This window comes from Kribbella sp. NPDC051137 (assembly GCF_040682535.1).
Classification (GTDB): domain Bacteria; phylum Actinomycetota; class Actinomycetes; order Propionibacteriales; family Kribbellaceae; genus Kribbella; species Kribbella karoonensis.
The window spans coordinates 31,235-57,408 of sequence record NZ_JBFBBI010000009.1 but is presented as its reverse complement, the minus strand read 5'-3'; the positions used below and the strand labels follow the sequence as shown (position 1 = coordinate 57,408).

Below are 26,174 nucleotides of genomic sequence, written 5' to 3'. Positions count from 1 at the left end.
GATCTGAGATGGCGTCCCGGGACCGGTTGCTGACCTTCCACCCCTGGATCGTGTCCGGGATGTCGGCCGGGATGGGGCTGTCGCTGGTCGCCGTGTTCGGGGTGATCTGGTTCCGGCTGTCGCCGGCGGACCGGGCGACGTTCGACTGGTTCCAGCGGATCACGCTGCTGGCGTTCTTCGGCGCTGTGCTGTGGATCCTGTACCGGATGTCCACGCTCCGGGTGACGGCGTACCCGGACCGGCTGCGGGTGCGGAACGTGTTCAAGTCCTACACGCTGAAGTGGTCCGAGGTGACCGCGCTCCGGTTCCGGCCGGGAGACGCGTGGCTGCAGCTGTTCGATGCCGACGACAACCGGATCGGGATCCTCGCGATCCAGGCTTCCGAAGGAGCGCGGGCGACCCGCGCCGCCAAAGAACTGGCGGCGGTCGCCCGCGAACACGGCGCCGGCGCTAGACCGACACCTGGAACGTAGTCGTGTGGGAGTCGCCCGGCTGCAGGACGATCAGGTCCTGACCGGTGCGGAACGCGTCCGGCGGGCAGGTCATCGGTTCGACGGCGAGGGCGGTACGGCCGACCGGCTCGCCGGTGAACAGCTGCATCCACTTGGTGTCGCTCGTCAGCACCGACCGAGCGCCGGTGGCCGGGTCGGTGAGGGAGACCGACCAGGTGCTGGGCAGGTCGGTGAAGGCGTTGTCGATGACGGTGGCGCCGATCGGGCGCGGCTCGTGGAAGTCGTACGGCGTTCCGTCGACCGGAGTGAGGCCAGTCGGCGTCATCCGGTCCGAGACCTCCAGACGCTGAGCCGCGCGGAACTCCAGGACGCATTCGTCGATCGGACGACCCACGCTGAGGTACGGATGCGCTCCGTAGCCGTACGGCGCCGCGGATCGGCCGACGTTGGTGGCGGATGCCGTGACGGTCAGCCGGTCTGTCAGGTGGTAGGTGAGGCGGAGGTCGAGCTGGTGCGGGTAGCCCGGTTCGCCGTGGAGGCGATGGGTGAGTTCGACGGTGGACTCGTCGGAGGCGTCGTCGGCGCGCTGCCAGTTGGCCCAGCGGGTGAGGCCGTGGATGGCGTTCCGGCGCGCCGATTCGCTCAGCGGGAGGTGCTGGGTGACGCCGTCGAACGTGTACTCGCCGTCCGTGATCCGGTTCGGCCACGGGAACAGGTGCTGGCCGATCCCGGCGTGCGCCAGCTCGTCCTCGCCGTACCCGAGCAGCACCGGACGCCCCTCGTAGGTGAGCCCGCGCATCCCGCCGCCGACACTCACCACGGTCCCCTCGTACCCGCCGCCGCGCAGACCCCACTGATCACCTGAAGGCAAGACACTCATGCGGCAATCCTCACCCAACCTGTCCACAGAAGGCGAACCCGTTCGTGGTGATGGTGTAGACAGCCACCAAGGAGGTACGACGTGAAGTACATGCTGCTGGTCAACGCCGGGGAGCTCGACGAGCGGAACGCGCCGGTCGGGTGCGAGCCGGAGGACTGGATGCGGTTCGACAAGGAGATTCGGGACTCGGGCGTGGTGGTCGCGTCCGAGTCGCTGGCCGACCTCGTCACCTCGACCCGGGTGCAGGTCGCCGGCGACGGGAAGCGGACCGTGGTCGACGGGCCGTTCGCGGAGACCCGGGAGGTGCTCGGCGGGTTCTACGTGATCGACGTACCGGATCTGGACGTCGCGCTCGACTGGGCCGCGAAGTGCCCGGGGTCGCGAGGCGGCGGTTCGGTCGACGTCCGGCCGGTCGCGGAGTTCCCCGGAGCCTGACGATGGACCGGGTCGAGCACGTCTTCCGGGAGGAGCGCGGCCGGTTGCTGGCCGCGCTCTCCCGGCGGTTCGGCGACCTCGACCTGGCCGAGGAGGTGACGTCCGAGGCGATCGAGGCGGCGCTCACCCGCTGGCCGGTGGACGGCGTACCGCCGAACCCGGGCGGCTGGCTGATGACCACCGCCCGGCGCAAGGCGGTCGACCGGCTGCGGCGCGACCAGGTGTACGCCGCCAAGCTCGCGATCCTGCAGGTCGAGGCTGACCGCCCCGCGCCGCAGGCCGCCGGCGACGAACTGCCCGACGAACGGCTGCAGCTGTTCTTCACCTGCGCGCACCCTGCCCTCGCGCCGGAGGACCGTGGCGCGCTGACACTCCGCTGCCTGGCCGGACTGACCACGCCGGAGGTGGCCCGGGCGTTCCTCGTGCCGACCGCGACGATGGCGAAGCGGATCGTCCGCGCGAAGAAGAAGATCCGCGAGGCACGGATCCCGTTCCGCGTCCCCGGCCCGGACGAGCTGCCGGAGCGGCTGCCCGGCGTACTGCAGGTGATCTATTCGGTGTTCACCGAGGGGTACGCCGCCAGCTCCGGGCCGTACCTGCAACGGCTGGACCTCGCCGAGGACGCGATCCGGCTGGCGCGCATCCTGCACCGGCTGATCCCGGCCGAACGTGAGGTCGGCGGTCTGCTCGCGCTGATGCTGCTGATCCACGCCCGCCGTGACGCCCGCAGCGGGCCGCACGGCGCGATCGTCCTGCTCGAACACCAGGACCGCACCCGCTGGGACCCCGACCTGATCACCGAAGGCCGCGCGCTGGTCGTCTCCGCGCTCACCGGTGGCCCTGCCGGACCGTACGCCGTCCAGGCCGCGATCCAGGCCGTCCACGACGAGGCCCCCGACTTCGCCGCCACCGACTGGCCGCAGATCGTCCAGCTGTTCGACGTCCTCCTCGACATGGACCCCTCACCCGTGATCGCGCTCAATCGGGCGGCCGCGATCGCCTTCCGCGACGGACCCGGGGCAGGGCTCGCGCTCCTCGACGAACTGGCCGCCGAACCGCGGCTGCAGGAGTACCACCCGTACGCCGTCGCCCGCGCCGACCTGCTGGGCCGGCTCGGCCGTTTGCCCGAGGCAATCACCGCCTACGAGCAGGCTCTCGCGCTCGCGGGATCCGAACCGGAGCGTGCGCACGTCCGTGACCAGCTCGCCGAGTTGGGGCAGACTGCCGACATGGAGACCGTTTACGAAGCGGCGGGTGGGTCCGAAGGACTGTTGCGGCTGGCCGCCGCGTGGCACGAGCTGGTGATGGCCGATCCGGTCGTCAGCCACGCGTTCCACGGCGGGGCGAAGCCCGATCACACCGAACGGCTGGCGGCGTACTGGGGCGAGGCCCTCGGCGGACCGCCCGCGTACACGACGACGTACGGCACCGAGGCGGAAGTACAGCGCCGGCACGCCGGCAACGGCGAGCACGACGAGATGAACCGGCGGGCGATCGACTGCTTCGACCAGGCGATGACCAACGCGGACCTGACCGACCCGCGGGTCCGCCAGGTGCTGCACGACTACTTCGCCTGGGCGACGTTCAACACCATGTACCGGCACCGCACCGAGGACATCGACGACGGCCAAGCTGTCGTCCAGTGGTCGTGGGACGGGCTGCGGGCGTGACCGACCGGCTCTCGCGGCTGGCCCGCAGCTGGGACGAGGCCGCCGAGGGCTATGAGCAGTACTTCGTCCCGCGGTTCGCGCCGTGGGTCCGGGCCGCGGTGCAGACGATCGGTACGTCGCTGCCGGACGGCCCGATCCTGGTCCCGTGCTGCGGCACCTTCCCCGAACTCGACCTGCTCGCCCCACGCTTCCCCGACCGCAAGCTCGTCGGCCTCGACCTGTCCGCCGAAATGGTTCGCCTCGCCCGCGCCCGCGCGGCTGGACGAGCAGAGGTGGTGCAGGCCGATGCCACCGAGCTCGACCCGGCCTGGGCCGCGGCCGGCGTGGTGTCGGTCTTCGGTCTCCAGCAGCTTCCGGACCCGGCGGCCGGCATCCGGTCCTGGTACGACGTCCTGCGCCCCGGCGGCCGGCTCTGTGTCGTCTACTGGCCGGAGGTCGCCGAAGAAACCGGCCCGTTCGCGCTCCTCGACAAGGTCGTCGGCCGCGGCGACAGCACCTGGGAGGACACCCTCGTCCCCGCCCTCCACGGCGCGGTCATCGAGCGCGACGAACTCGTCTCCTTCCCGATGGTCCACCCCGACGCGGCCGCGTACTTCGACGCCGCCAACCTGCACGGCCCGCTCCGGGCGCGCGCCCTCGCCCACGGCGACGCCTACATCGCCGACCTCCGCCGGCGCTACCTGGCCGAAGCCCCCGCCGGGGAGTGGACCCACCACCCGCAGGCGCGCCTGATCGCGGTCAGGCGATGAATCTCAGGAGGCAGCCGAGTCGTGAGGCGGCAGCGCCACCGAGGTCGTGACCAGCTCGAGGGCCGGGTCGAACGGGAGCGACGAGTTGCCGTCCACGATCACGTGCGCCCGGGACCGGGTCGCCTGCTCGGCGAAGTGGTCGCGCTCCCAGCGCATCCACTCCAGCCAGTGGTCGCGGAGCGCCTCGCCGTCGCGTTCGATCCCGCGGTCCAGGCGGACCTGGTTGGACGTCTCCACCCACAGCCGGAGTGACTGCCAGTGCGCGGCGTCCCGGTCGCAGGCGGTGACCCCTTCGACGATCAGCAGGTCCACGGTGTTCGGTACGACGTGGAGCTCGTCGTACGCGCGCTTGTACCAGTCGTACCGACGGTAGCGTCCCTCGCGGCCGTCGGCCAGCCGCTGCAGGACGTGGTCGCGGAGCAGGGCGAAGCCGCGCTCGGCTCCGGTCCAGCCGTCGTACAGGTCGTCCATGTGGATCACGTACGTGTTCAGGTCGCGCAGTTTCGCGCGGGCCTCGAGGCGGGCGGCGACGGTGGTCTTGCCGGAGCCGGCCGGTCCGTCGACGCCGATCAGCCGGGTCCTGCCCAGGCGTGGGGGGCCGGCCTGGACGTTGTCCAGCAACGAGTCGATGGTCAGGGGGGAACCGTGGTCAGCGGTCTTCTCAGTTGATTCCATGGCGCTTCAGGATGTCCTCGATCTCGTCGAACTCCGACGATTCCTGCTGCTTGGCCTTCCCCTTTGACGGCCCCTTTGAGGGCGCAGCAGCTTGTGTGGTAGTCGCCGACGCAGGCGCTGGGCCTGTGCTGGTCAGCTCTCCCGCGGGCGAGGCGGGCTTCTTCGGTGCCTTCTCCTTCGGGGTGCGCCCACGAGCGACGCCGGAGACGACGTACAACACGACCGAGACGCCGAACAGCGCGACCCCGGCCCAGACGGTCGGTGAGAAGATCAGGTGGGCAGCCCAGCTCACGACCGAGCGGACTACTTCCCAGAGCACCTTGAGCAGACCGGTCATGTACAGGGACACCGGAAGCAGCGACCAGGCCACTCCGCGCGTCCCCGCCGCGATCCCGCGGCGCCGCCAGGCGAACCAGGAGCCGATCAGTCCGAGCAGCGTCAAGCCTGCGCAGAGCGGCAGGAGCGTCGAAGCGTCGTAAGTAGGCACATGTCCAGGCTCGCACAGATGGCCCGTGAACCAAGAGGGGAACAGCCCTGACGTACCCCTGAAACAGTGGACCGGGGAGAATGCTGGTGTGCAACCAGAGCGGCGTTTGGCATTCACCGGGTTCGACAACGACGACGGTACGGCGGATCCGGCGCTGGCGGCGGCGCTGGCCGCGGGGGACGACGGTGCGATGCTGGCGGCGCTCACCCGGGCCCGGCTGCTGGTGCCGGTGGTGGCGATGCTCGGCGAGGTCGAGCACGACGAGAACGGGCTCGCCCACGACAAGACGTCGGACATGGCCGTCGTACTGCTCCAGGGCCAGGACGGGCGGAACGCGCTGCTCGCGTTCACCGGCACCGAGAGCCTGGCCCGCTGGAATCCGGCGGCCCGCCCGATGCCCCAGCACACCCAGCTGGTCGCGACTGCGGCGGTCCAGGAGGGCGCGGCCGCGATCGTCCTGGACATCGCCGGTCCGGCAACGGGCGTGATCGAAACCGACGACGTACGGCGCCTGGCCGCCGGCCTCCAGGTGGTACGCCTGGAAGACGGCGGCTACGCGTGGGTCGAACCGTCACCCGACCGGTGAGCTGAGCGCGTCCATCGGCTTCGCGCGCATCGCGATCCGGCCGGTGATCGCGGTCGTCGGCAGCACCAGCAGCAGTACGACGGCCACCCAGGCGAGCAGGATCCACACCGGCCCCGACGGGATCGGCCAGCCGCGGGTCGCCATCGCGATCGGGAACACCGTGAACGCCGCCGTGACCAGTCCCGCGACCAGCCCGAGCGCCGCGATCAGCAGCCCTTCCAGGCCGAGCATCCGGGACACCTCGCGCCGCGTCGCCCCGGTCAGCCGCTGCAGGCCGAACTCGCGCCGCCGGTCCAGGACCGCGACCGCGATCGTGTTGATCGAGGCGATCGCCGTGTAGGCGATCGCGATCGCCGCGAGCAGGTAGCCGATCCAGGCGTCCACGCCGAGCCCGGTGTCCAGCCCGTCGGCGAGCCCGACCCGGCCGCCGATCGACGTACCGGGCCACTTGGACAGGTCGGTCTTGAGCGTGGCCTTCTTGTCGTCCGTCTTGAGGAGCAGTTGACCGGGGAGACCGGTCGTGGTGTGGGCGGCCAGCAACTGTGCGGGCAGCAAGAGGGACTCGTAGCCGGACGGTCCTTCGGCCAGCGCCACCACCTTGAGCTTGACCAGCGCGCCGTCGCCGAGTCGTACGCCGAGCTCCGAGCCGACGTCGACCTTCAGCTTCTTCGCCGTGCCGGGCGGGATCGCGACCGTGTCGCCGGTGAGGTCGTCGAGCGAGCCCTTCTTCACCTTGCCCTTGTACACCGGGCCGCTCAGGCCGAGCAACGGCCAGGCGTCGCTGGTGTGGGACTTGTCGTACGGCTCCTCGATCCAGCCCTTGCTGCGGACCAGTTCGGAGACCTTGGTGACGCCCGGCAGGTTCTTGGCCGCGGCGGTCAGCGAGGCGGGGACGCCGCCGGTGGTGGAGCTGATCACGACGTCGCCGTCCAGGTTCTTGGTGAAGGCGTCGACGGCGGCCTGTTGCTGGGTGGTCTGCGAGTAGATGTTGCCGATGGCAATCGCCGTGGCGATCGTGATCGGCACCAGGATCGCCCCGAACTGCACGGCGCGGACGCGGAGGTTGATCACGGCGAGGGTGCCGCTGGTACCGCGCTTCTCCACCAGCCGGGTGATCCGGGGGAGCAGGGCGCGCCGGATGACGAGCGGGGCGAGCACGGCGACCGCGATCGAGCCGGTCAGGCCGGCCGGGCCGCCGATCGCCGCGGCGTTGGCCGGACCCATGAACGGGGTGGACAGCGCGATCGCGACGGTCCCACCGGCGAAGATCAGGCCGACGATCAGCCGCACCCGGCCGAGGGCGACGTTCGGTACGGCGGCCTCGGCGAGCGCCTGGATCGGCCGGATCCGGGCGGCGCGGGCGGCGGCGAACCCGACGGTGATCCGGAGGACGGCGAAGGTCAGTACGGCGGCGCCGGCGAACGGGAGCGGGCCCTGGTCGAAGCGCAGTTGCGGCGGGACGATGCCGCCGTCGGCCAGCATCCCGAAGATCCAGGTTCCGGCGATCCGCCCGCAGAGCAGGCCGAGGACGAGGCCGAGGACGCCGACCACCATGGTCTCGGCGATCACCATCTTGCCGACCTGCCGCGGGGTGGCCCCGGAGGCGCGCAGGAGGGCGAGCTCGCGGCGGCGCTGGCGGACCGAGAGACCGATCGTCGCGGACACGACGAGCGCCATCACCACGGCGACCATGCCGCCGAAGACACCGGACATGATGATCAGCGGAAGGCTGGTCGCAATGCCGGAGAACTCCGCGACACCTCGCTCGTCGCCGGTGTACGCCTTCACGCCGGCCGGCAGGTCGAGCCGCTTGGCGAGGTCGCGCACCGACGTACCGTCCGCCGGGAACACCCCGATCGCGTCCACGCCGGCCGGCACGTCGGCGTCGGCGAAGAAGATCGCCGGTACGTCGACCTGCTGCTGAGCGACCGCGACACCCGCGAGCGTGTACGTCCGCGGCTCACCCCCAACGGTGACCGTCACCCGCTCACCAGGCTTCACGTCTCCGGCCAACCGCTCGTCGAGCACAACTTGCCCGCTGGTCGGCGCATGCCCGCTGACCAGCCGGTACGGCGTCAACGCAGCTGACCCCCATCCGTGCCCCGCAAGCGCACCCGAGCCCGCTGCGGGGGTGAGAGCTGCTGGGAACGAACGGTCGGGGACCGCCTTCGCCACGCCTGGGGTGTGGGTGAGTTCGGTGATCAGGGAGGGGTCCACGCGGTGCCGTTCCGGGAAGGCGGCTGAGCCGCTGCCGTCCGGTGGGTGGTAGGCCGGGTCGCCGGTGACGACGATCGGGGCCGCGCTGAGGCGTTGGGGCGGGGCGTTCAGGCGGAGGCCGGTTTCCAGCAGTCCGCCGGCGGCGCTGAGCAGGGCTCCGCCGAGCAGGACCGCGACGAAGATCGCGAGGAACGCGGCGGTCCGGTACCGCAGGGTGGTGACGGCAAGGCGGAACATGAGTCAGATCTCCCTCAAAGGCTCAAAGAAATGTCAGTGGGCGCGGGTGGTGCTGAGGTGGGCCAGTTCGGTGGCGACGGTGTCCGGGGTCGGGGTGGTCGACTCGGACACGATCTGGCCGTCGACGAGGAACACGACGCGGTCGGCGTACGACGCGGCGACCGGATCGTGGGTGACCATCACGATCGTCTGGCCGACCTGGCGGGACTGGTCGCGGAGCAGGCCGAGAACCTCGAGGGCGGTGGTCGTGTCGAGCGCCCCGGTCGGCTCGTCGGCGAACGTGATCGCGGTCCGCCCGGCCAGCGCCCGGGCGATCGCCACCCGCTGCTGCTGTCCACCGGACAGCTCACTCGGCCGGTGCCGGACCCGCTCGCCGAGCCCGACGCGCCGGATCACCTCGCTCACCCAGGCGTCGTCCGGCTGTCTGCCGGCCAGCGTCATCGGGAGTACGACGTTCTGCCGCACGGTCAACGCCGGCATCAGGTTGAACGACTGGAAGACGAACGCGACATGCTCCCGCCGCAACTCCGTCAACGCGGTCTCGTCGAGCCCCTGCAACGACTGCCCGGCCAACTGGACCGAACCGGCCGTCGGCGTGTCGAGCCCGGCCGCGCAGTGCAGCAACGTGCTCTTGCCCGACCCGGACGGCCCCATCACCGCGGTGAACGTGCTGGCGCCGAACCCGTAGGTCACCCCGGCCAGCGCATCAACCGCGCCAGGCCCGGTGCCGTGCACCTTCCGGACGTCGGTGAGCTGAACCGGCGCACTCACGACGCCACCAGCACGTCGCTCTTGCGGTGGTACGACTCGTTCGTCCACCACAGCATCGCCACGATCGCGCCGAGGCCGAGATCCGACCACAGCCACCACGGACCGTCGAAGTGGCCGAAGACGGCCAGCGCCAGCCAGACCACGAACTGCACCACGCAGGCGACCAGCCAGACGCCGGTGACGGCCTGCAGTGCCGTCGTCAGCCCGCGCGGCGGGGCGGCGTTCGCGACGCCGGACAGGACGTTCCGGAGCTCGCCGCGAGTGCGGGCCGTGAGCACCCGGTCCTGCCGGTCGCTCGCCTGCGACGGAGTGAGGGCGGCCTGCCGTACGGCGCTGTCCAGCCGGGCGATGGCTGCGCTCCGGTCGGCGTCGGTGAGGGCGACGTGGTCGGGGGTCAGGAGGGCTTCGAGCAGGTTGTTCATGGGAGTGCGTCCTTTCCAGCGGGTTTCGATGTGAAAAGCGTAGGGGTTGAACAGTTTCTCCCACCCGGTGCTCAGAACCCGTTTTCGAGGTGGTGCTAGCACCCCTGTTCGCGGCCGTCCGGCGTACGTCAGGATGGGAGGTATGACCGAGGACCGCGGGGAACTGCCGCCGGGGCTCGCCCTCTCCTGGGGCGTGCAGCCGGTGCAGCGGCGCGGGCCGAAGCCGGCGCTGACGATCGAGCAGATCGTGGACACCGGCATCGAGTTCGGTGACCGGGACGGGTTCGAGGCGATCTCGCTGCAGCGGATCGCCGGCCGGCTCGGCGTCACCACGAACGCGATGTACCGGTACGTCCGCTCCAAGGAGGAGCTGATCGTGCTGGTCCACGACAAGGCGATCGGCCTTCCGCCGGAACTCCCGGACGGATGGCGGGCGGCCGCGATCGCGTGGGTCGATGCCCAGGTCAAGCAGTACGCCGAGCGTCCGTGGCTGCTCGACGTACCGATCCGTGGCGCGCCCACCACCCCGAACATCCTGCGCTGGGTCGAGGTGATGCTCGCCGCGCTCGCGGAGACCGGGCTGAGCCAGCACGACAACCTCGGCTGCGTGCTGCTGCTGGACGGCTGGGCGCGCAACTACGCCGGTCTCGCGCGACAGCTCGGCAACCGCGAGGGCACCCCGGTGCAGGCCGAGCAGGTCGGGCGATTCCTGGTGCCGAGGCTCGTCGAGGGCGGCTACCCGACGGTCGCGTCGCTGTATCTGAACGCCGAGTACGAGGACGAGCTCGACGACGACCTCGAGTTCGGCCTGGCCCGCATCCTCGACGGCATCGACGTACTGATCGGCAAGCGGTAACGCTCGCGAAACAGCCTGGTGGGTTGGATCTCAGTGGTCATCGATCACGTGAGGAGCACTCCCTTGGCAGAGCAGAGCAGCAGGCGCACGTTTCTCCGGCGGTCCGGGCTGGCCGTCGTACCGGCGGTCGTCGCCGGCGGTGCCTGGGCCTACCCAAGCGCGGCCCAGCAGACCGGCGGCCGAGGGGCCCTCGGTGAGCTCGAGAAGTACCTCGACAAGCTCCAGGCCGACGACTCGTTCTCCGGCACTGTGCTGGTCCTGAAGGACGGCCGTCCGGTGCTGTCCCGCTCGATGGGATACGCCGATCAGGCGCGGCGGATCCGCAACCGGGACGACACGATCTTCTGCCTCGCCTCGGTGACGAAGCTGTTCACCGGGATCGCGATCGGCCAGCTCGCGCAGCGCGGATCGCTGAGCCTGACCGATCCGATCGCGAAGTACCTGGGCGGTTTCACGTCCGGGATCGGCGACAAGGTCACGATCCACCACCTGCTCACGCACACGTCGGGCCTCGGCGACTACATGCAGCTCGACGGGTACTGGCAGGAGTCCGCGACCTGGACGACGCCGCAGCAGACCATGGACGGCGTCCTGCGTTTCATCCGCACCGAGCCGCTCGCGTTCGCGCCGGGCACCGCCGCGAAGTACAGCAACTCCGGCTTCCACGTCCTCGGCTGCATCGTGGCGAAGATCGCGGGCGTCTCGTACTACGACTACATCCGCGCGAACATCTTCCGCCCGGCCGGAATGGCGTCGTCGGACTTCACCCTGCTCGGCCAGTGGAAGACCGACCGCCGGTTCGCGCATCCGTACCCCACCGACCGGTCCGGCAAGCGGTACGACGCGCTCACCACCGACGCGTTCGGCCTGATCGGCACCCCGGCTGGTAACGCGTTCGCGAACGCGCCCGACCTGGTGCGGTTCATCACGGCGCTGACCGGCGGCAGGCTGCTGAGCCCGACCTACCGCGACGTCTTCGTGACGCCGAAGTTCTCGCTCGGGAGTCTGCCGGCCAAGCCCGGGCTGCCGGAGATCGTCAACTTCTTCGGGTACGGCGTGGACAGCTCGATCCTCAACGGCGGACTCGTCACCGGCCACACCGGCGGCGCACCCGGCATCAGCACGAGCGCCGAGTGGTACCCGGAGCTCGGATACACCGCCGTACATCTGGGCAACTACGACCCGGCCCCGGGCGCGAACGTGAACCAGGAGCTGCGTCAGGTGCTCACGAGCTGAACGAGCTGATTCGCACCGGACCGGCCGCGCGAGCCGCGACCCACTGCAGGTGGAACTCGCTGCCGGGGGCAACTTCCGCGCGCCGGTCCGGTTCGGTCCGGAGGTCGACCGGCGCGGTCAGCGTGGTTACCGGCGGCTGCTGCGGTACGCCGTTCAGCCGGACGTCGGCGATCATCTCCGCGAACGCCTGCGCGGCCGGCTTGCGCTGATGGTCGACGGTGAACAGCCCGAGGTCGTACTCACGGTCCGGGAAGTCCAGCAGCCGCCGGTCGATGTCGTGCGACGACCACCAGGTCACGCCGTACAGCGCCGGATTCGTCAGCACGTTGGCGACCGTACGGCGGGTGAACTCGGCCTGCAGGTCGACGGGAATGTCCGGCCCGGGTACGCCGACCTCCTGCAGCCAGACGGGCCGCTCCGGTGCGAGCGAGCGCGCGAGCTCGATCAGGTAGTCGGCATGCGTGAGCGTGGCCGGCCCGAGCGGCCCGTCCAGTCGCGAGACCCCGTTGAAGACCCACGAGTGCACGGTCGTCAGGTCACCCAGGTCCACCGCATCCGTCGGGAGGAACGGGTGGTCGCCCTTGTACCAGGCGTCGTCGAAGACCGAGTGCAGCCCGAGGACGTTCGGCGCCGCCTTCTTCAGCGTGATCAGCAGCTCGTGCGCCCACGCCGTCGAGGTCCCGGCGCTGGTGGAGCTGTCCGGCCAGAGGTTGTTGACCTCGTTCCCGAGCGTGATCGCGAAGACGTTCGGCCTGCTCGCGACCGCGCGCGCCACGGCGTCGACGTACGCCGTGAGGCCCTCGCGAACCGTCGGGTCCTCGAACAGGCTGCTCTTGTGCCAGGTCAGCACCCACGACGGCAGGAAGTCGAAGCTGGACAGGTGCCCCTGGATCAGGTCGACCGCGACGGTCAGGCCGTGCTCCGCGGCAGCGTCGATCGTGTCCAGCAGGTCGGCGATCGCGCGCTCGCGGATGATCGCCCGGTTCGGCTGGATCCATGGCCAGACCGGGAACACCCGGACGTGGTCGAGACCCATCCCGGCGAGGTCCGCGAAGTCCCGCCGGACCGCGTCGCCGTCGTAGTCGAGCCAGCTGTAGAACCACCCCGCCGACGGAACGTAGTTCGCACCGAATCGGGGCGCGGTGGTCTGCAATGCCATGCGGTGGATGCTAAATCGGTTTAGGCCGGTAGTGCAAACATTACCCGGGTGGGGCCGTCGACTCGCGGACCGTGAGCACCGGGTCGGCGGTCCGGCGGTTGACCACGGTGCCCGGGTCGGCGATCGTGTCCAGCAGCACCTCGGCGGCCTGCCGGCCGAAGTCGAAGGTGTCCCGGGACAGCGCGGTCAGCGCCGGGTGCATCAGCTGGGTGAGGATCGAGTCGTCGAACGCGACGATCGACAGCTCGCCCGGCACCGACACGCCCATCTCCATCGCCACCCCCAGGCCGGCCACCGCCATCACGTCGCTGTCGTAGACGATCGCGGTCGGCCGGTTCGGCTGGGAGAGCAGCTTGCGGGTGATCGCGGCGCCCTCCGCGTCGCTGAAGTCGGTGGTCAGCGACGGCGCGTCGAGCAGCCCGAGCCGGGGCGCCGCGTCCCGGACCGCGCGGATCCGGCGCTGCGTGTGCTGGAAGTTCGGCGTACCGGCGACGTGCGCGATCCGCCGGTGGCCGAGCGCGGCCAGGTACTCGACGATCGCCAGCATCGCGTCCCGGTCGTCGGCCCAGACCGAGGCGAGCGCGCCCTTGCCGCCGCGGCCGCCGATCACCACGGCCGGCAGTTCGAGCGCCCTGAGCTCGTCGACCCGCGGGTCCTTGACGGTCAGGTCGACCAGGATCACGCCGTCCACCCGGTGCTCCGACGCCCACCGCCGGTAGACCTCGATCTCGGCGGCGGTGTCCTCGACGATCAGCAGCTGCAGCGAGATGGACTCCGCGGACAGGCCGGACTGCACGCCGGACAGCAGGTGCGCGAAGAACGGCTCGACGCCGAGCGTCCGGGCCGGGCGCGCGATCACCATCCCGACCGAGTCCACCCGGGACGCGCCGAGCGCCCGCGCCGCGCTGTGCGGCCGCCAGCTCATCTGCTCGGCGATCTTCAGGATCCGCTCCCGGGTCGCGTCGCTGACGCCCGGCCGCCCGTTCAGCGCGAACGACACCGCGCCCTTCGACACCCCGGCCCTGGTCGCGATGTCCGCGATCGTCGGTCTCGCCATCGTGGGTTCCTCCTGCCCTTGACAGCGGATTCTACGATGTGGATAGTTCGGGAGCTATACCGGTTTATCAAATCCAGGAGATCCCATGCGTAGACGCCGTCCGGCGCTGGTGGCACTTCTTGCCGCCGCCGCTCTCACCCTCGCCGGCTGCGGCCTTGGTTCGGAGGACTCCGGCAGCAGCGGCGCGAAGCCGACCGTGGACTCGAGCGCCAAGGTGACCGGTGAGGTCAGCTTCCAGACCTGGGCGCTGAAGCCCAAGTTCACGTCGTACGTCGAGGGCGTGATCAAGGCGTTCGAGGCCAAGTACCCGGGCACCCACGTCACCTGGCTGGACCAGCCGGGCGACGGTTACGACAAGAAGGTGCTGAGCCAGGCGTCGGCCGGGCAGCTCCCGGACGTGACCAACCTGCCGCCGGACTTCGCCTTGTCGCTGGCCAAGCAGAACATGCTGCTCGACGTCGGCGCCGCGGACCCGAAGATCAAGGACGAGTACGTCGAGGGCGGCGTCCAGGCGTACGAGTACCAGGGGATGGACGGCACGTTCGGCTACCCGTGGTACCTGAACACCGACATCGACTACTGGAACGCGACCAAGTTCGCCGCGGCCGGCCTGGACGTGAAGAACCCGCCGAAGACCTTCGACGAGCTGCTCGCGGCCGCGAAGACGATGCACGACAAGACCGGCGGCAAGGAATACCTGATGAGCCGGCTGCCGGGGATCGGCGACTTCACCAACGCCGGCATCAAGATCCTCTCCGACGACGGCAAGAAGTTCGTCTTCAACACCCCTGAGGCCGCGGCGCTGCTGGACAAGTACCGCGACGCCTACAAGGCCGGGTACATGCCGCGCGACATCCTGACCAACGAGTACCTGGGCAACTCGAAGCTCTTCACCCAGGGCAAGGTCGCCTGGACCACCGGCGGCGGCAACGCGATCCAGGACTTCGTCAAGGACAACCCGTCGCTGAAGGGCAAGGTCGTCCCGTCGCCCGCGCTGGACACCCCGCCGCTGTACGTGCAGGGGCTGTCGGTGTCGGCGAAGACCAAGAACCAGGCCGCCGCGATCGCGCTCGCCCGGTTCGTCACGAACGCCGAGAACCAGGCCGCGTTCGCGAAGATCGTGAACATCTTCCCGTCCACCAAGGCCTCCGCGCAGGACCCGTACTTCTCGAAGTCCGACGGTACGCCGGAGAGCGACGCGAAGGTGCTCGCGTTCCAGTCGCTGGCCAAGGCGAAGAACCTGCAGCCGCCGGTGATCAGTGGCGCGACCAACGACTTCATCGGGCAGCAGATCTCGCTGGCCATCTCCGGCAAGATCTCCTCGAAGGCAGCCCTCGACGCCGCGGTGGCGAAGGCCAACCAGCTGCTCACCTCCTGATGCGTTACAACCGGTGGTTCACCCCGTGGGTGCTGGTCGTCCCAGCACTCGCGTGGTTGCTGGTGTTCAACCTGTGGCCGTCGATCAACACCGTCATCCTGTCGTTCACGAACGCCAGGCCGATCGGCGGCGGCCACTTCGTCGGGCTGAAGAACTTCGAGACCCTGCTGCACGACGAGCAGTTGCGCTGGGCGTTGCTGAACAGCGTGATCTACATGGTCGTCTGTCTGCCGTTCCTCACGGTCCTGCCGCTGCTGCTCGCCGTACTGGTGGAGAAGAAGCTGCCCGGGATCACGTTCTTCCGGACCGCGTTCTACACGCCGGTGGTGGCGTCCGCGGTCGTGGTCGCGCTGATCTGGCAGTGGATCCTCGACGACCGCGGTCTGGTCAACGGGCTGGCCGAGAAGCTCGGGTTCATCTCCGGCCCGCTGCCGTTCCTGTCCGACCAGTGGCTGTTGCTGCTGAGCGCGATCAGCCTGACGATCTGGAAGGGGCTCGGGTACTACATGATCATCTACCTGGCCGCTCTCGGGAACGTCGGGCGGGAGCTGCACGAAGCGGCCGCGGTCGACGGCGCCTCGCCGCTGCGCCGGTTCATCCACGTGACGATCCCCGGCGTCCGGGGGACCATGATCCTGATCTCGATCCTGATCTCGGTGTCCGCGCTGCGGGTGTTCTCGGAGCTGTTCATCCTGAGCGGCGGCAAGGGCGGTCCGGGCGGCCGGGACAACTCGGTGGTGATGCTGATCCAGCAGTACAGCCAGGGCTTCGAGGGCAACCTCGGGTACGCGTCCGCGCTGTCGATCGTGCTGTTCTTCGTCACCGTCGTACCGATGCTGGTGCTCGCGCGCCTCAACCGCCGAGGAGCTGAAGCATGAGTGTCGTCACCGACCCGGCGCGTCCGGCCGTGTCCCCGGAAGCCTCCGGTACGCCGAAGCGGCGGCGCGGATCGTTCGGGTTCAACTCGGTGTCGCCGCGGGAGAAGGTCGCGCGGTACGTGCTGCTGGTGTTCGTGCTGCTGATCACGATCGGGCCGTTCCTCTGGCAGCTGTCGACGTCGCTGAAGGGATCCGGCGAGGACATCTACACCCGGATCCCGCGGCTGCTCCCGGCGCAGCCGACGTTCGCGCACTACAAGGAGGTCACCGACACCATCCCGGTGCTGGACTACGCGCGGAACTCGCTCGTGGTCGCCGTTCTGGTTGTCGGCGGCAACATCATCGGCGCGTCGCTGGCCGGGTTCGCGATCTCGCGGCTGCAGTTCCGCGGGCGCAAGATCGTGCTCGGGCTGTTCCTCGCGACGCTGGTGCTGCCGGGCGAGGTCACGATCATCTCGCAGTACGTGACGGTCCGCGAGTTCGGGCTGGCGAACACGCTGTTCGGCGTCGCGCTGCCCGGGATGATCGGCGCGCTGAACGTCCTGCTGATGTACAACGCCTTCCGCGCCCTGCCGCTGGAGGTCGACCAGGCCGCGATCGTGGACGGCGCGAACGCCTGGCAGCGGTTCGTGTACATCGGGCTGCCGTCGGTGCGCGGGACGATCAGCGTGATCGCGATCTTCGCGTTCATCGGCGCCTGGGACGACTTCCTCTGGCCGTTGATCGTGCTCACCGATCCGAACAAGTACACGCTGACCGTCGGCCTGCAGTACCTGTCCGGCACGTTCAGCAACAACCCGCGATTGATCGCGGCCGGCACGATGATCGCGTTCATCCCGATCGTGATCGTGTTCGCCACCCTGCAGCGCTTCTTCTTCAAGGGCGTCGAGGAAGGCGCGGTCAAGGGATAGGTACGGCGAACTCCAGCCAGTGCGTGACATCGGCCGCCGTGTGATGACGGATCGACCAGTCCACCTGGCGGAGCGCCATATGGGCCCAGTAGAGGCGCAGCACGTCGGGCTCGAGGACGGTGCGGAGCAACTCGTCGAACCAGGCGAGGTCCGCGCCGGGTAGCCCGACGTGCGCGCTGAACCGCAGCGTGACCAGGCCGAAGTGCCGGTCCCCGCGGCCGATCCCGTCCCAGTCGACGATGCCGGTGATGACGCCGGCATCGTCGACCAGCACGTTCCCGGGGTGGAAGTCGAGGTGCACCAGATCGTCGCCGGTCATCCCGCCCGGCTCGGCGCGCCCGACCTCGTGGATCCAGCCGAGCAGCTTGCGGGTGCGGTCGTCGTACCGCTCGAGCGACTCGTGCAGGCAGAAGCCCGGCCCGCTCTCCAGCAGGTACATCGACGGCACCGGCACCTCGGGTGCGACTCCGGCGAACCGGTCCGCCATCGCGATCATTGCCTCCAGCAACGTCCGGTCGACCCGCTGCGGCGGCCGTCCCGGCAACCGCTCCTGCGCCACGCCGACGGCGTCGCCGACGTCGGCCAGCAGCTGGTACTCCGGAACCGGCAGCCCGCGGGCCCGCGCAGCCGCCAGCGCCTCCGCCGTACGCCGCAGCTCGTCGATCCCGCCGGACCCGCGGGTCAGGACCCCGTCCCGCCCGTCCGGCCACCGGACGAACGCCGCCCCCACCTCACCGTCCGCCGCCCGCCCGACGAACTCCAGCCCGGCCCCGGTCCGGCGATTCACCGCGTCCAGCAGTTGACGCACGTCGAGCTTCGGCACAGGCGGCGGCAGTTCGGTCATCCGCCGACCGTACCGACCCAGAGCGCCTGGGGCGCCCCGATTTCTCGGGGCGCCCCAGGCCGGGGACGGTTGGAGCATCCACCGGTGGCGGATCGACGAGCTCTGACTGGACGAACTTGTTCGTAACGAACATGTTCGTTATCGTGGAGGCGTGAGCGAAGAACCGAGGAGCAGGCGAGAGCGGCCGGCCAAGGCGGCGCTGTCGCGGCGGGCGATCGTTGCGGCCGCGGTCGAGGTGATGCGGGCCGAGGGAATGGACCGCGTGACGATGCGGCGGCTGGCGAAGGAGCTGGATACCGGGCCGGCGTCGCTGTACGTGTACTTCCGGAACACCGCGCTCCTGCACGGCGCGGTGCTCGACGACCTGCTGGCGGCAGTGGACCTGTCGGCGGTGACGGCCGCGGGCGGCTGGCGGGAGCGGATCGCCTCGGTGCTCACGTCGTACACGCGGGTGTTGTTCGAGTATCCGAGCCTCGCTCAGTCGGCCGTGGCAGCGAGGCCGGCCGGCGAGAACTATCTGCGGCTGGTCGAGGGTCTGCTCGCCTTGCTGGACGAGGGCGGCGTGCCGTCGGCGCAGGCCGCTTGGGGTGTGGATCTGCTGCTCCAGTTGGCAACGGCGACTGCGGCCGAGCATGCCGGTGGGGACGACCCGGAGGCGTGGGGTGCGGCGCGGGCCGCGTTGCTCGCCGTGCAGCCGGAGACGCATCCGCGGATCGCGGCGCTCGGTGAGGACCTGTTCAGCGGGCCGGGCGAGCGGCGGCTGGCCTGGGGGATCGACGTACTGCTCAACGGGGTGCTCGGCACTCCACGCACGGGAGGTGAATCGGCATGATCGCAATCGTCGGCGCCGGGCTCGGCGGACTGATGCTGGCCCGGATTCTGCACGTCAACGGCGTCGAGGCCGTGGTCTACGAGGCCGACGCGACGCCGGAGGCGCGGACGCAGGGCGGGATGCTCGACATCCACGAGGACTCCGGCCAGCGGGCGCTGCGCGCTGCCGGCCTGTACGACGATTTCCTTCCGCTCGTGCTGCCCGGCGGCGAGGCGATGAAGGTGTACGACAAGCATGGCGTACTGCGGCACGCGGACGACGGCGGCAGCGGGCGGCCCGAAGTGCACCGGAAGGCGCTGCGGGACCTGCTGATCAACAGCCTGCCCGACGGCATGATCCGCTGGGGTTCGAAGGTCGACGGTCAGCTGCCGGACGCGGACCTGGTCGTCGGAGCGGACGGCGCGTGGTCGAAGGTACGGACGGTGGTGTCGGACGCGGTCCCGCGGTACGCCGGGATCTCGTTCGCGGAGCTGGACCTGCTCGATCCCGATGTCCGGCATCCGGAGAGCGCGGAGCTGGTCGGCGGCGGGTCGATGTTCGCGCTGTCGGACGGGCGCGGGCTGCTCGCGCACCGCGAGCCTGATCGGCTGCACGTGTACGCCGCCTACCGCGCGACCGAGCATGCGCCGATCACGGCCGAGGTCCTGGCGGCGACCTTCGCCGGCTGGGACGACAGCCTGCTCCGGCTGATCCGCGAGGCCGACGGCGAGCTGATCCCGCGGCCGATCCACGCGCTGCCGATCCGGCACCAGTGGAAGCCGGTGCCAGGCGTCACCCTGCTCGGGGACGCGGCACACCTGATGTCCCCGTTCGCCGGCGAGGGCGCGAACCTGGCCCTCCAGGACGCCGCCGAACTGGCCGCGACCCTGCTCGCGGGCGACCCCCTGGACTCCTACGAAGCAGCCATGTTCGCCCGGGCGGAGCAGTCGGCCCTGGAGTCCGCTCAGAACCTGGAGGTCTGCTTCGCCCCGGATGCCCCGGCCGGCCTGGTCCGCTTCTTCGCCGGTCTTTAGGTCCGCCCCAACTGCTGACGGGGCAGTGAAGTTTGCGCAGATGGATACCGGGTATGCATACTCAGTATCCATGGTGAAGCTGCTCAATGACTGGGTTGTCGCGTTGCGTCTGGCCCGCCGTACGGCGCGGCGCACCCTGGGGCGGACGTTGCTGATCGCTGCTCTCGTCGGCCTGCCTGTGCTCGCCGGTAGCTGGTTCAGCGTCGTGCACCGCGGTACGCATCCCAGGGGCGAGCTGCTGGCGCGGACAGTGCTCGGGCCCTCGGACGCGCGGCTGACAGTGCCGTCTGCGCAGACCGACGTACGCCGTGCGCTGCCGAGCGGGTCGCACTACGCCAGAGCGAAGTCGATCAACGGTGACCTTGAACTGCGCGGCAACGGGACCGCCCTGAACGTCGGGCTCGCCACGGGCGACTTCACGAACACCCTGCTTGGTGGGACGTTCCGCCTGGACGCCGGACGGATGCCTGCCAAGGCGAGTGAGGTCGCGCTGTCACCGGTGCTGGCGGACCACCTAGGGCTGCATCCGGGCAGTGTGCTGACCGCTGCCAACGGTACGAAGTACCAGGTCGTGGGCATTGCTCGCACACTCGATCTCCCGAAGGCGCGCATGGTGTTCGCTACACCGGCTTTGGGCGACCCGGCCGCGCAAGCGGAGTACCTGGTCGACCTACCGAACGGCGTGGACGTCACAGCCCTGGCTGAGAAGCTCAGCAAGCAGGGGATCACCCTTGAATCCAGGGCCTCCGTCATCGACCCGCCGGCGATGCCGCGCGGCCCGGTGGGCGGTGCGGCGGCACGGGTGCTCATCGTCGGCTTCGGCGTACTGGAGCTCATGCTGCTCGCCGGTACTGCGTTCGCGGTCGTAGCCCGCCGGCAGACCCGGGAGCTCGGTCTTGTCACGGCAGTCGGCGGTACGTCGGCCGACGTACGGCGGGTCGTGCTGGCGCAGGGCCTGTACGCCGGACTGCTCGGCGCGGGCGGTGGGCTCGTGATCGGCGTACTGATTGCGCTGGCCGGGAAATCTTGGTGGGAGGATGCGACCTCGACGCTGATCACCGGCTGGCAGATCCCCTGGGTGCAACTGCTCGGGGTGGTTGCCGTCGGGCTGGTCGCAGGGCTCGGTTCGGCGCTGGTCCCGGCGATCGGCGCGGCGCGACGGCCACCGTTGGCCGCATTGGCCGGCCGGTTCAACGCGGTCGTGGCCGGAGTCCGGCTGCGACGCGTCGCACTCGTGCTGGTGGCGTCCGGGCTGGTCCTGTCCGTGGTCGGCAACCTCCAGTTGGCGTCCGCGCTCGGCACCGCCCGGCAGGAGCGCGCTGCCGCCGACCCCGCCCAGATCTCCCGCGTCGCCTCGGCCTCGCCGACGCTTCCGGTCGCGGTGGTCGTCGCAGGCATCACGCTCGTCGTCGCCGGGCTGGTGTGGATGCTGCCGGCGTTGGTCGGCAAGGTCGCCGGGAGGTTCCGCACCCTGCCGCTGAGCATCCGGCTGGCGCTCCGGGACGCGTCCCGGCACCGCCATCGCACCGGCCCGGTCACCGCGGCGATCATGATCGCGGTCGCCGGTACGACGGCGCTTGCTTTCGCCGTGGTCAACCAGTCCGCCGCCAAGGCGCAGAACTACGAGCCGGCCGGCCGGATCGGCGACGCGGTCCTGCGGTTCGACGGCGACGTACCGTACTCGGCGGAGCTCGTCGATCGCGTCCAGAGCCTGCTGCCGGTGGAGCACCGCTACGAGGTCGGCACCGTCGTACTGAAGGGCACGAAGGCGACCGACGGGTACGTCGCGAACGGCAGCGTCTACTCGACCGGGTACTCGCTGACGGCGGTCGATCCGGCGTACGTGGCGCGGTTCCTCGACTGGGGTCGCCGGGCGGCTGCGGCACTGCGGCAGGGCGAGGTCGTCGTACCGCTGGCGACGCTCGCGCACGACGGGAAGGTCGAGCTTGCGCGCGGGGACGACATCGACGGGCGTCAGACGTTCCGGTACCCGGCTGTGGTCGTGCCGTCGCCGCCGAAGGCCGGTGTGCTGGCCCGGTCGGCCCTGATCAGCACCGACGCAGCACGACAGCTCGGGACAGCCGGCGTGGATGCGGTCCACTTCAGCTTGCGGGAGGAGCCGAGCGCGGCGCAGCTCGCCGCGGTCGCGAGGCTGCTCGGTCATGAGGACGCGTTGCAGGTCGAGCACGGCTACCAGAGCCCGGTGCGCAAGGCGTCGATCGGGCTTCTGGTGGCAGGACTGGCGGCGACGTTGCTCGGCGTCGCGATGTCGGTTGCGTTGTCGATGTCGGAAGGGCGTGCGGACTTCGCGACCCTCGCTGCGGTCGGTGCGCCGCCCCGGTTGCGTCGAGGTCTCGCGGCTGCCCAGGGCTGGTTCCTGGGGCAGCTCGGTTGTCTGCTCGGTGTTGCAGTGGGCGCTTTGTACGGCTTCACCGCGCACAGCGTCGTCGGGTCGCCGACGGTCGTGGTGCCGTGGGCGGTGATCGCAGGGGTCGCCGTACTGGTGCCTTTGTTCGCTGGTGCGGTGCCTTACGCGCTGACGCGTTCCCAGTTGGAACTGGTCCGCCGTACGGACTGAACAAATACCTCCTGCTGATCCAGGTGGTCCTACTTGGTGGCAGCCGGGTAGACGGCGCCGGTGTACTTCTCGCCGGGGCCCTGGCCCGGCTCGTCCTGGATCGAGCTGGCCTCCCGGAACGCCAGCTGCAGCGAACGCAGTCCGTCCCGCAGTGGCGCCGCGTGGTGGTGCCCGAGGGACGGTGAGGCCGCGTCCAGCAGGCCGGCCAGCGAGTCGATCAGCGATCGCGCCTCGTCGAGGTCCTTGTGCTCCGGCAGGTCGGCGGCCAGGCCGAGGTTGACGGCGGCCGCGCTCATCAGGTGGAGTGCGGCCGTGGAGATGATCTCCACGGCGGGCACCTCGGCGATGTCGCGGGAAGCGGTCGCGAGCGGGTCGGGCTGCGGAGTGGCATCTGGGTCGGTCATGCTGCTACTCTTGCATGGCGACCGACTTGGTCCGTTGGTGACCCCTGACCGGAATAGTCAAGGGACGCCGAGGGTTCAAGTCTAAGCGGAGGGCCACCTCCCACCCAGTCGATGAACAGTCGGCGGGTCCCGGTCAAGGTACGGCGTACTTCCCGTTGGCGGGGCAGGACGTCGTACTGCTGGGAATTGGGCCTTCGTGTGATCGCACGAGGGCCTTCGTGTTTTTCAGGAGGCTCTGGGATCACGAGGTGGCACCCAGTACGAGTTCAACCCAGGAGGACCCATCACCACTGATTTGCGCGTCAACGAGCGCATCCGCGTTCCCGAGGTGCGGCTGGTCGGACCGAACGGTGAGCAGGTAGGCATCGTCCGGATCGAGGACGCACTGCGGCTGGCCCAGGAGGCCGACCTCGACCTCGTCGAGGTCGCGGCGACCGCCCGGCCTCCGGTCTGCAAGTTGATGGATTTCGGCAAGTACAAGTACGAGACCGCGCAGAAGGCGCGCGAGTCCCGCCGGAACCAGACCAACACCATCATCAAAGAGATGAAGCTGCGGCCGAAGATCGACCCGCACGACTACGAGACCAAGAAGGGTCACGTGGTGCGGTTCCTGAAGGCCGGGGACAAGGTCAAGATCACCATCATGTTCCGCGGACGTGAGCAGTCCCGGCCCGAGCTCGGGTTCCGGTTGCTGCAGCGGCTGGCCGAGGACGTCAGCGAGCTCGGCTTCGTCGAGTCCTCGCCGCGCCAGGACGGCCGGAACATGATCATGGTGCTCGGACCGCACAAGAAGAAGTCCGAAGCGCGCGTGGACGTGGAAGCCGAGAAGGCGCAGCGGAAGGCCGAGCGAGAGGCCGAGGAGGAAGCGGAGCGCAAGGAACGCGCCGAGCAGGCCCAGGCTCACGAGGCCGAGCGCGCCGCCGGTGTTGCCAAGAAGCCGAAGGGTCCGGCCGACAACCTCGACCCGGAGTGACCGATCGCTCCGGCCGCAACCGAACGACCGGCGGCCGGAGCCGGCACACCGAAGATCGAGTCAACGAAGAAAATCAGGAGCACAACAGCCATGCCGAAGATGAAGACCCACTCGGGGATGAAGAAGCGGGTCCGGGTCACCGGGTCGGGCAAGATCCGTCGTGAGCAGACCGGTATCCGGCACCTCGCCGAGGCGAAGTCGTCGAAGCGCAAGCGTCGCCTGTCGGGCACCACGGAGGTCGCCCCGGCGTACGTCAAGAAGGCCAAGAAGCTGCTCGGCATCTGACGCACTTCCCCTCCCGAACCATCCCCCGTCGTCGGCAGTCCGTCCACGGCGCAGAAATACAAGGAGTAACACCTCATGGCACGCGTGAAGCGGGCAGTCAACGCCCACAAGAAGCGCCGGGTCGTACTCGAGCAGGCCAGCGGTTACCGCGGCCAGCGCTCGCGGCTGTACCGCAAGGCCAAGGAGCAGGTCACCCACTCGCTCGTCTACGCCTACCGTGACCGCAAGGCGCGCAAGGGCGACTTCCGCAAGCTGTGGATCCAGCGCATCAACGCCGCGGTCCGCGCCGAGGACCTGACCTACAACCGCTTCATCCAGGGCCTGCGGCTGGCCGAGGTCGAGGTGGACCGGAAGATCCTCGCCGACCTGGCCGTCAACGACCCGGCGGCGTTCTCCGCGCTCGTGCAGGTGGCCAAGGCCGCGCTGCCGGCGGACGTGAACGCGCCGAAGTCCGACGCCGCAGCCTGAGCAACACCCGTAGTCCACAAGTGGCGAGCCCTGGTCTGTTGACCGCGCAGTCCGCGCGGATCAAACAGGCCCGGCGGCTCGCCACTCGTGCGTTCCGGCGCAAGGCCGGCCGCTTCCTGGTCGAGGGCCCGCAGGCCGTCCGGGAGGCGCTCGAGCATCGCGAACTCGTGCTCGAGGTGTACGCCGAGCCCGGCGTCGCGACCCGGCACCGTGATCTGCGCGACCTGGCCGCGGTCGCCGGCGTCCCGTGGTTCGAGGTCGACCGGGCCGCGATCGAGGCGCTCAGCGAGACCGTGACGTCGCAGGGCGTGGTCGCGGTCTGTTCGCTGGTGACCGTTCCGCTGCGGACCGATGCGTTGACGCTGGTCGCGGCCGGCGTCCAGGTCCGCGATCCCGGCAACGTCGGCACCTTGATCCGTACGGCGGACGCGGCCGGCGCGGATGCCGTCGTACTGTCGTCGGAGTCCGTCGACCCGCACAACCCGAAGGCGGTCCGGGCCAGCGTGGGCAGCATCTTCCATGTGCCGATCAGCACCGACGTCGACATCCTGGACGCCGTCCGGGCGTGGCGCGAGCAGGGACTGCAGGTGCTGGCCGCGGACGGGTACGGCGCGACCGACCTGGACACGTGCATCGACGACGGCACGCTCGCGAAGCCGACCGTGTGGCTGTTCGGCAACGAGGCGCACGGTCTGCCGGACGGCATCAACGCCGTCGTCGACCATTCGGTGAAGGTGCCGATCTACGGCCGCGCCGAGTCGCTCAACCTGGCCACCGCCGCGGCCGTCTGCCTGTACGCCTCGGCCCGGGAGCAACGCCGATGACCTTCGACCTGCCGGGCCGGTTCTGGCGTGGAAACCTGCACACGCATTCGAACCGCTCCGACGGGTTCCTGTCTCCGGCCGAGACCGCGCAGGTGTATCGGGACGCCGGGTACGACTTCGTGGCGATCACCGACCATTTCCGGCCCGAGTACGACTATCCGATCACGGATACCCGCGACCTGCGGACGGCGGACTTCAGCACGCTGATCGGCGCCGAACTCCACGCGCCCCGCACCGAAGCCGGCCAGTCCTGGCACATCGTCGCGGCCGGCCTCCCGCTCGACTTCCCGCCGCCGTCCGGCTCTGAAGACGGTCCTGGTCTGGCACGCCGAGCCCGTGCCGCCGGAGCATTCGTGGGCATGGCACATCCGTCAGCCTCTCTGTTGACTGCCGCGGACGCCGAGAGTCTCGACGCCGCCCACTCGATCGAGGTCCACAACGCGTTGGCCGACCGCGAGAACCGCGGCGACAGCTGGCACCTCACCGACGTCCTCCTGAACCGGGGCCACCGCCTCACCACGTACGCCGCCGACGACGCCCACCTGCAACCCCAGGACCCGCCACCGTGCCAGGCCTGGGTCCACGTCCGCGCCGAATCCCTCGACCCGGACGCGCTCCTCACCGCCCTGAAGGCCGGCCACTTCTACTCCAGCACCGGCCCCGAGCTGTACGACGTACACCTGGACGGCGAGGAGATCACGGTCCGCTGCTCACCCGCCACCAAGATCCTCCTCACCGGCGGCCACCCCGGCGCCGAGGTCGCCCAAGGCACCGACCTCACCGGGCACACCTTCCCCCTGCACCTCTTCCGCGGCACCCACTGCCGCATCACCACCGAAGACACCACCGGCCGCCGAGCCTGGACCAACCCGATCCACCTCGGCTGACGCCTAACTC

General features: G+C 69.9%; 28 protein-coding genes. 18 read left to right on the top strand and 10 right to left on the bottom strand.

Going from position 1 to position 26,174, the window contains the following annotated elements; translation table 11 throughout:
• Positions 1-8 precede the first annotated feature (8 nt).
• Positions 9-473, top strand: coding sequence for a PH domain-containing protein (locus AB0M51_RS40180; protein WP_344198268.1), 465 nt, complete (start codon positions 9-11; stop codon positions 471-473).
• On the opposite strand, the gene AB0M51_RS40175 is transcribed toward AB0M51_RS40180, so the two are convergent.
• Positions 451-1,332, bottom strand: coding sequence for an aldose 1-epimerase family protein (locus AB0M51_RS40175; RefSeq protein ID WP_363753928.1), 882 nt, complete (start codon positions 1,330-1,332; stop codon positions 451-453). The genes AB0M51_RS40180 and AB0M51_RS40175 overlap by 23 nt on opposite strands.
• Positions 1,333-1,422: 90 nt before the next feature.
• Between AB0M51_RS40175 and AB0M51_RS40170 the strand changes: the two genes are divergently transcribed.
• The 3 genes from AB0M51_RS40170 to AB0M51_RS40160 are packed head-to-tail and all read left to right on the top strand — an operon-like array spanning position 1,423 to position 4,186.
• Positions 1,423-1,767 carry a YciI family protein gene (locus AB0M51_RS40170; protein WP_344198300.1) on the top strand — a complete coding sequence of 115 codons (345 nt, stop codon included), beginning with the start codon at positions 1,423-1,425 and terminating at the stop codon, positions 1,765-1,767.
• 2 nt (positions 1,768-1,769) lie between these two features.
• A complete protein-coding gene (locus AB0M51_RS40165; protein WP_363753925.1) occupies positions 1,770-3,437 on the top strand; it encodes a DUF6596 domain-containing protein in 1,668 nt (555 codons plus the stop codon).
• Entirely contained in the window at positions 3,434-4,186 is a 753-nt protein-coding gene (locus tag AB0M51_RS40160; protein ID WP_344198262.1) for a class I SAM-dependent methyltransferase, read from the top strand. Before AB0M51_RS40165 ends, AB0M51_RS40160 begins: the two co-directional genes overlap by 4 nt.
• Positions 4,187-4,189: 3 nt before the next feature.
• Here AB0M51_RS40160 and AB0M51_RS40155 read toward each other — a convergent pair whose 3' ends face one another.
• Positions 4,190-4,861 (bottom strand): hypothetical protein, encoded by a 672-nt coding sequence (locus AB0M51_RS40155; RefSeq protein ID WP_344198260.1) that lies wholly within the window; start codon positions 4,859-4,861, stop codon positions 4,190-4,192.
• Positions 4,848-5,348: a hypothetical protein gene (locus AB0M51_RS40150; protein WP_344198258.1), complete on the bottom strand. Its 501-nt coding sequence runs from the start codon at positions 5,346-5,348 to the stop codon at positions 4,848-4,850. The genes AB0M51_RS40155 and AB0M51_RS40150 overlap by 14 nt, the downstream gene beginning before the upstream one ends.
• Before the next feature lie 88 nt (positions 5,349-5,436).
• Here AB0M51_RS40150 and AB0M51_RS40145 point away from each other — a divergent pair, with 88 nt between their 5' ends.
• Entirely contained in the window at positions 5,437-5,934 is a 498-nt protein-coding gene (locus AB0M51_RS40145; RefSeq protein ID WP_344198256.1) for an SseB family protein, read from the top strand.
• Here the strand turns inward: AB0M51_RS40145 and AB0M51_RS40140 are convergent.
• From AB0M51_RS40140 to AB0M51_RS40130, 3 genes are read right to left on the bottom strand one after another with little or no spacing between them, the layout of a single operon-like run.
• Positions 5,920-8,388 (bottom strand): ABC transporter permease, encoded by a 2,469-nt coding sequence (locus AB0M51_RS40140; protein WP_363753918.1) that lies wholly within the window; start codon positions 8,386-8,388, stop codon positions 5,920-5,922. The two genes, AB0M51_RS40145 and AB0M51_RS40140, sit on opposite strands and share 15 nt — an antisense overlap.
• Before the next feature lie 33 nt (positions 8,389-8,421).
• Positions 8,422-9,159, bottom strand: coding sequence for an ABC transporter ATP-binding protein (locus AB0M51_RS40135; protein WP_344198252.1), 738 nt, complete (start codon positions 9,157-9,159; stop codon positions 8,422-8,424).
• On the bottom strand, positions 9,156-9,581 hold the full coding sequence (locus tag AB0M51_RS40130) for a DUF1707 domain-containing protein (RefSeq protein ID WP_344198250.1): 426 nt from the start codon (positions 9,579-9,581) through the stop codon (positions 9,156-9,158). The genes AB0M51_RS40135 and AB0M51_RS40130 overlap by 4 nt, the downstream gene beginning before the upstream one ends.
• A gap of 142 nt (positions 9,582-9,723) precedes the next feature.
• On the opposite strand from AB0M51_RS40130, the gene AB0M51_RS40125 reads away from it, so the two are divergent.
• Positions 9,724-10,437, top strand: coding sequence for a TetR/AcrR family transcriptional regulator (locus AB0M51_RS40125; protein ID WP_344198248.1), 714 nt, complete (start codon positions 9,724-9,726; stop codon positions 10,435-10,437).
• A gap of 63 nt (positions 10,438-10,500) precedes the next feature.
• Positions 10,501-11,673, top strand: coding sequence for a serine hydrolase domain-containing protein (locus AB0M51_RS40120; RefSeq protein ID WP_344198246.1), 1,173 nt, complete (start codon positions 10,501-10,503; stop codon positions 11,671-11,673).
• On the opposite strand, the gene AB0M51_RS40115 is transcribed toward AB0M51_RS40120, so the two are convergent.
• Together AB0M51_RS40115 and AB0M51_RS40110 are read right to left on the bottom strand one after the other, a co-directional pair.
• Positions 11,663-12,832, bottom strand: coding sequence for a glycosyl hydrolase (locus AB0M51_RS40115; protein ID WP_344198244.1), 1,170 nt, complete (start codon positions 12,830-12,832; stop codon positions 11,663-11,665). The two genes, AB0M51_RS40120 and AB0M51_RS40115, sit on opposite strands and share 11 nt — an antisense overlap.
• Positions 12,833-12,872: 40 nt before the next feature.
• Positions 12,873-13,889 (bottom strand): LacI family DNA-binding transcriptional regulator, encoded by a 1,017-nt coding sequence (locus tag AB0M51_RS40110; protein ID WP_344198242.1) that lies wholly within the window; start codon positions 13,887-13,889, stop codon positions 12,873-12,875.
• A gap of 85 nt (positions 13,890-13,974) precedes the next feature.
• On the opposite strand from AB0M51_RS40110, the gene AB0M51_RS40105 reads away from it, so the two are divergent.
• Genes AB0M51_RS40105 through AB0M51_RS40095 form a run of 3 tightly spaced genes read left to right on the top strand, consistent with a single transcriptional unit; the run spans position 13,975 to position 17,056 of the window.
• Positions 13,975-15,267 (top strand): sugar ABC transporter substrate-binding protein, encoded by a 1,293-nt coding sequence (locus tag AB0M51_RS40105; RefSeq protein WP_344198240.1) that lies wholly within the window; start codon positions 13,975-13,977, stop codon positions 15,265-15,267.
• Positions 15,267-16,145, top strand: a complete 879-nt coding sequence (locus AB0M51_RS40100) for a sugar ABC transporter permease (RefSeq protein ID WP_344198238.1) — start codon at positions 15,267-15,269, stop codon at positions 16,143-16,145. The genes AB0M51_RS40105 and AB0M51_RS40100 overlap by 1 nt, the downstream gene beginning before the upstream one ends.
• Positions 16,142-17,056: a carbohydrate ABC transporter permease gene (locus AB0M51_RS40095; RefSeq protein ID WP_344198236.1), complete on the top strand. Its 915-nt coding sequence runs from the start codon at positions 16,142-16,144 to the stop codon at positions 17,054-17,056. Before AB0M51_RS40100 ends, AB0M51_RS40095 begins: the two co-directional genes overlap by 4 nt.
• On the opposite strand, the gene AB0M51_RS40090 is transcribed toward AB0M51_RS40095, so the two are convergent.
• Entirely contained in the window at positions 17,046-17,900 is an 855-nt protein-coding gene (locus AB0M51_RS40090; protein WP_344198234.1) for a phosphotransferase, read from the bottom strand. The genes AB0M51_RS40095 and AB0M51_RS40090 overlap by 11 nt on opposite strands.
• A 151-nt stretch (positions 17,901-18,051) precedes the next feature.
• Here AB0M51_RS40090 and AB0M51_RS40085 point away from each other — a divergent pair, with 151 nt between their 5' ends.
• The 3 genes from AB0M51_RS40085 (at position 18,052) to AB0M51_RS40075 (ending at position 22,323) form a co-directional block, all read left to right on the top strand.
• On the top strand, positions 18,052-18,732 hold the full coding sequence (locus tag AB0M51_RS40085; RefSeq protein WP_344198232.1) for a TetR/AcrR family transcriptional regulator: 681 nt from the start codon (positions 18,052-18,054) through the stop codon (positions 18,730-18,732).
• Complete coding sequence (locus AB0M51_RS40080; RefSeq protein WP_344198231.1) at positions 18,729-19,745, top strand: NAD(P)/FAD-dependent oxidoreductase; 1,017 nt, start codon at positions 18,729-18,731, stop codon at positions 19,743-19,745. Before AB0M51_RS40085 ends, AB0M51_RS40080 begins: the two co-directional genes overlap by 4 nt.
• A 70-nt stretch (positions 19,746-19,815) precedes the next feature.
• Positions 19,816-22,323: an FtsX-like permease family protein gene (locus AB0M51_RS40075; protein WP_344198229.1), complete on the top strand. Its 2,508-nt coding sequence runs from the start codon at positions 19,816-19,818 to the stop codon at positions 22,321-22,323.
• A 29-nt stretch (positions 22,324-22,352) separates the two neighbouring features.
• On the opposite strand, the gene AB0M51_RS40070 is transcribed toward AB0M51_RS40075, so the two are convergent.
• Positions 22,353-22,727 (bottom strand): DUF1844 domain-containing protein, encoded by a 375-nt coding sequence (locus tag AB0M51_RS40070; RefSeq protein WP_344198227.1) that lies wholly within the window; start codon positions 22,725-22,727, stop codon positions 22,353-22,355.
• 295 nt (positions 22,728-23,022) lie between these two features.
• Here AB0M51_RS40070 and infC point away from each other — a divergent pair, with 295 nt between their 5' ends.
• The 5 genes from infC (at position 23,023) to AB0M51_RS40045 (ending at position 26,164) form a co-directional block, all read left to right on the top strand.
• A complete protein-coding gene (gene infC, locus AB0M51_RS40065) occupies positions 23,023-23,700 on the top strand; it encodes a translation initiation factor IF-3 (RefSeq protein WP_344198225.1) in 678 nt (225 codons plus the stop codon).
• Between the two features lie 90 nt (positions 23,701-23,790).
• On the top strand, positions 23,791-23,985 hold the full coding sequence (gene rpmI / locus AB0M51_RS40060) for a 50S ribosomal protein L35 (protein WP_344198224.1): 195 nt from the start codon (positions 23,791-23,793) through the stop codon (positions 23,983-23,985).
• A gap of 75 nt (positions 23,986-24,060) precedes the next feature.
• On the top strand, positions 24,061-24,453 hold the full coding sequence (rplT, locus tag AB0M51_RS40055; RefSeq protein ID WP_131367113.1) for a 50S ribosomal protein L20: 393 nt from the start codon (positions 24,061-24,063) through the stop codon (positions 24,451-24,453).
• Positions 24,454-24,473: 20 nt separating this feature from the next.
• The gene (locus AB0M51_RS40050) at positions 24,474-25,277 is read left to right on the top strand and encodes an RNA methyltransferase (RefSeq protein ID WP_344198222.1); all 804 of its coding nucleotides are present in this window, start codon (positions 24,474-24,476) and stop codon (positions 25,275-25,277) included.
• Entirely contained in the window at positions 25,274-26,164 is an 891-nt protein-coding gene (locus AB0M51_RS40045) for a CehA/McbA family metallohydrolase (protein ID WP_344198220.1), read from the top strand. The genes AB0M51_RS40050 and AB0M51_RS40045 overlap by 4 nt, the downstream gene beginning before the upstream one ends.
• Positions 26,165-26,174 lie beyond the last annotated feature (10 nt).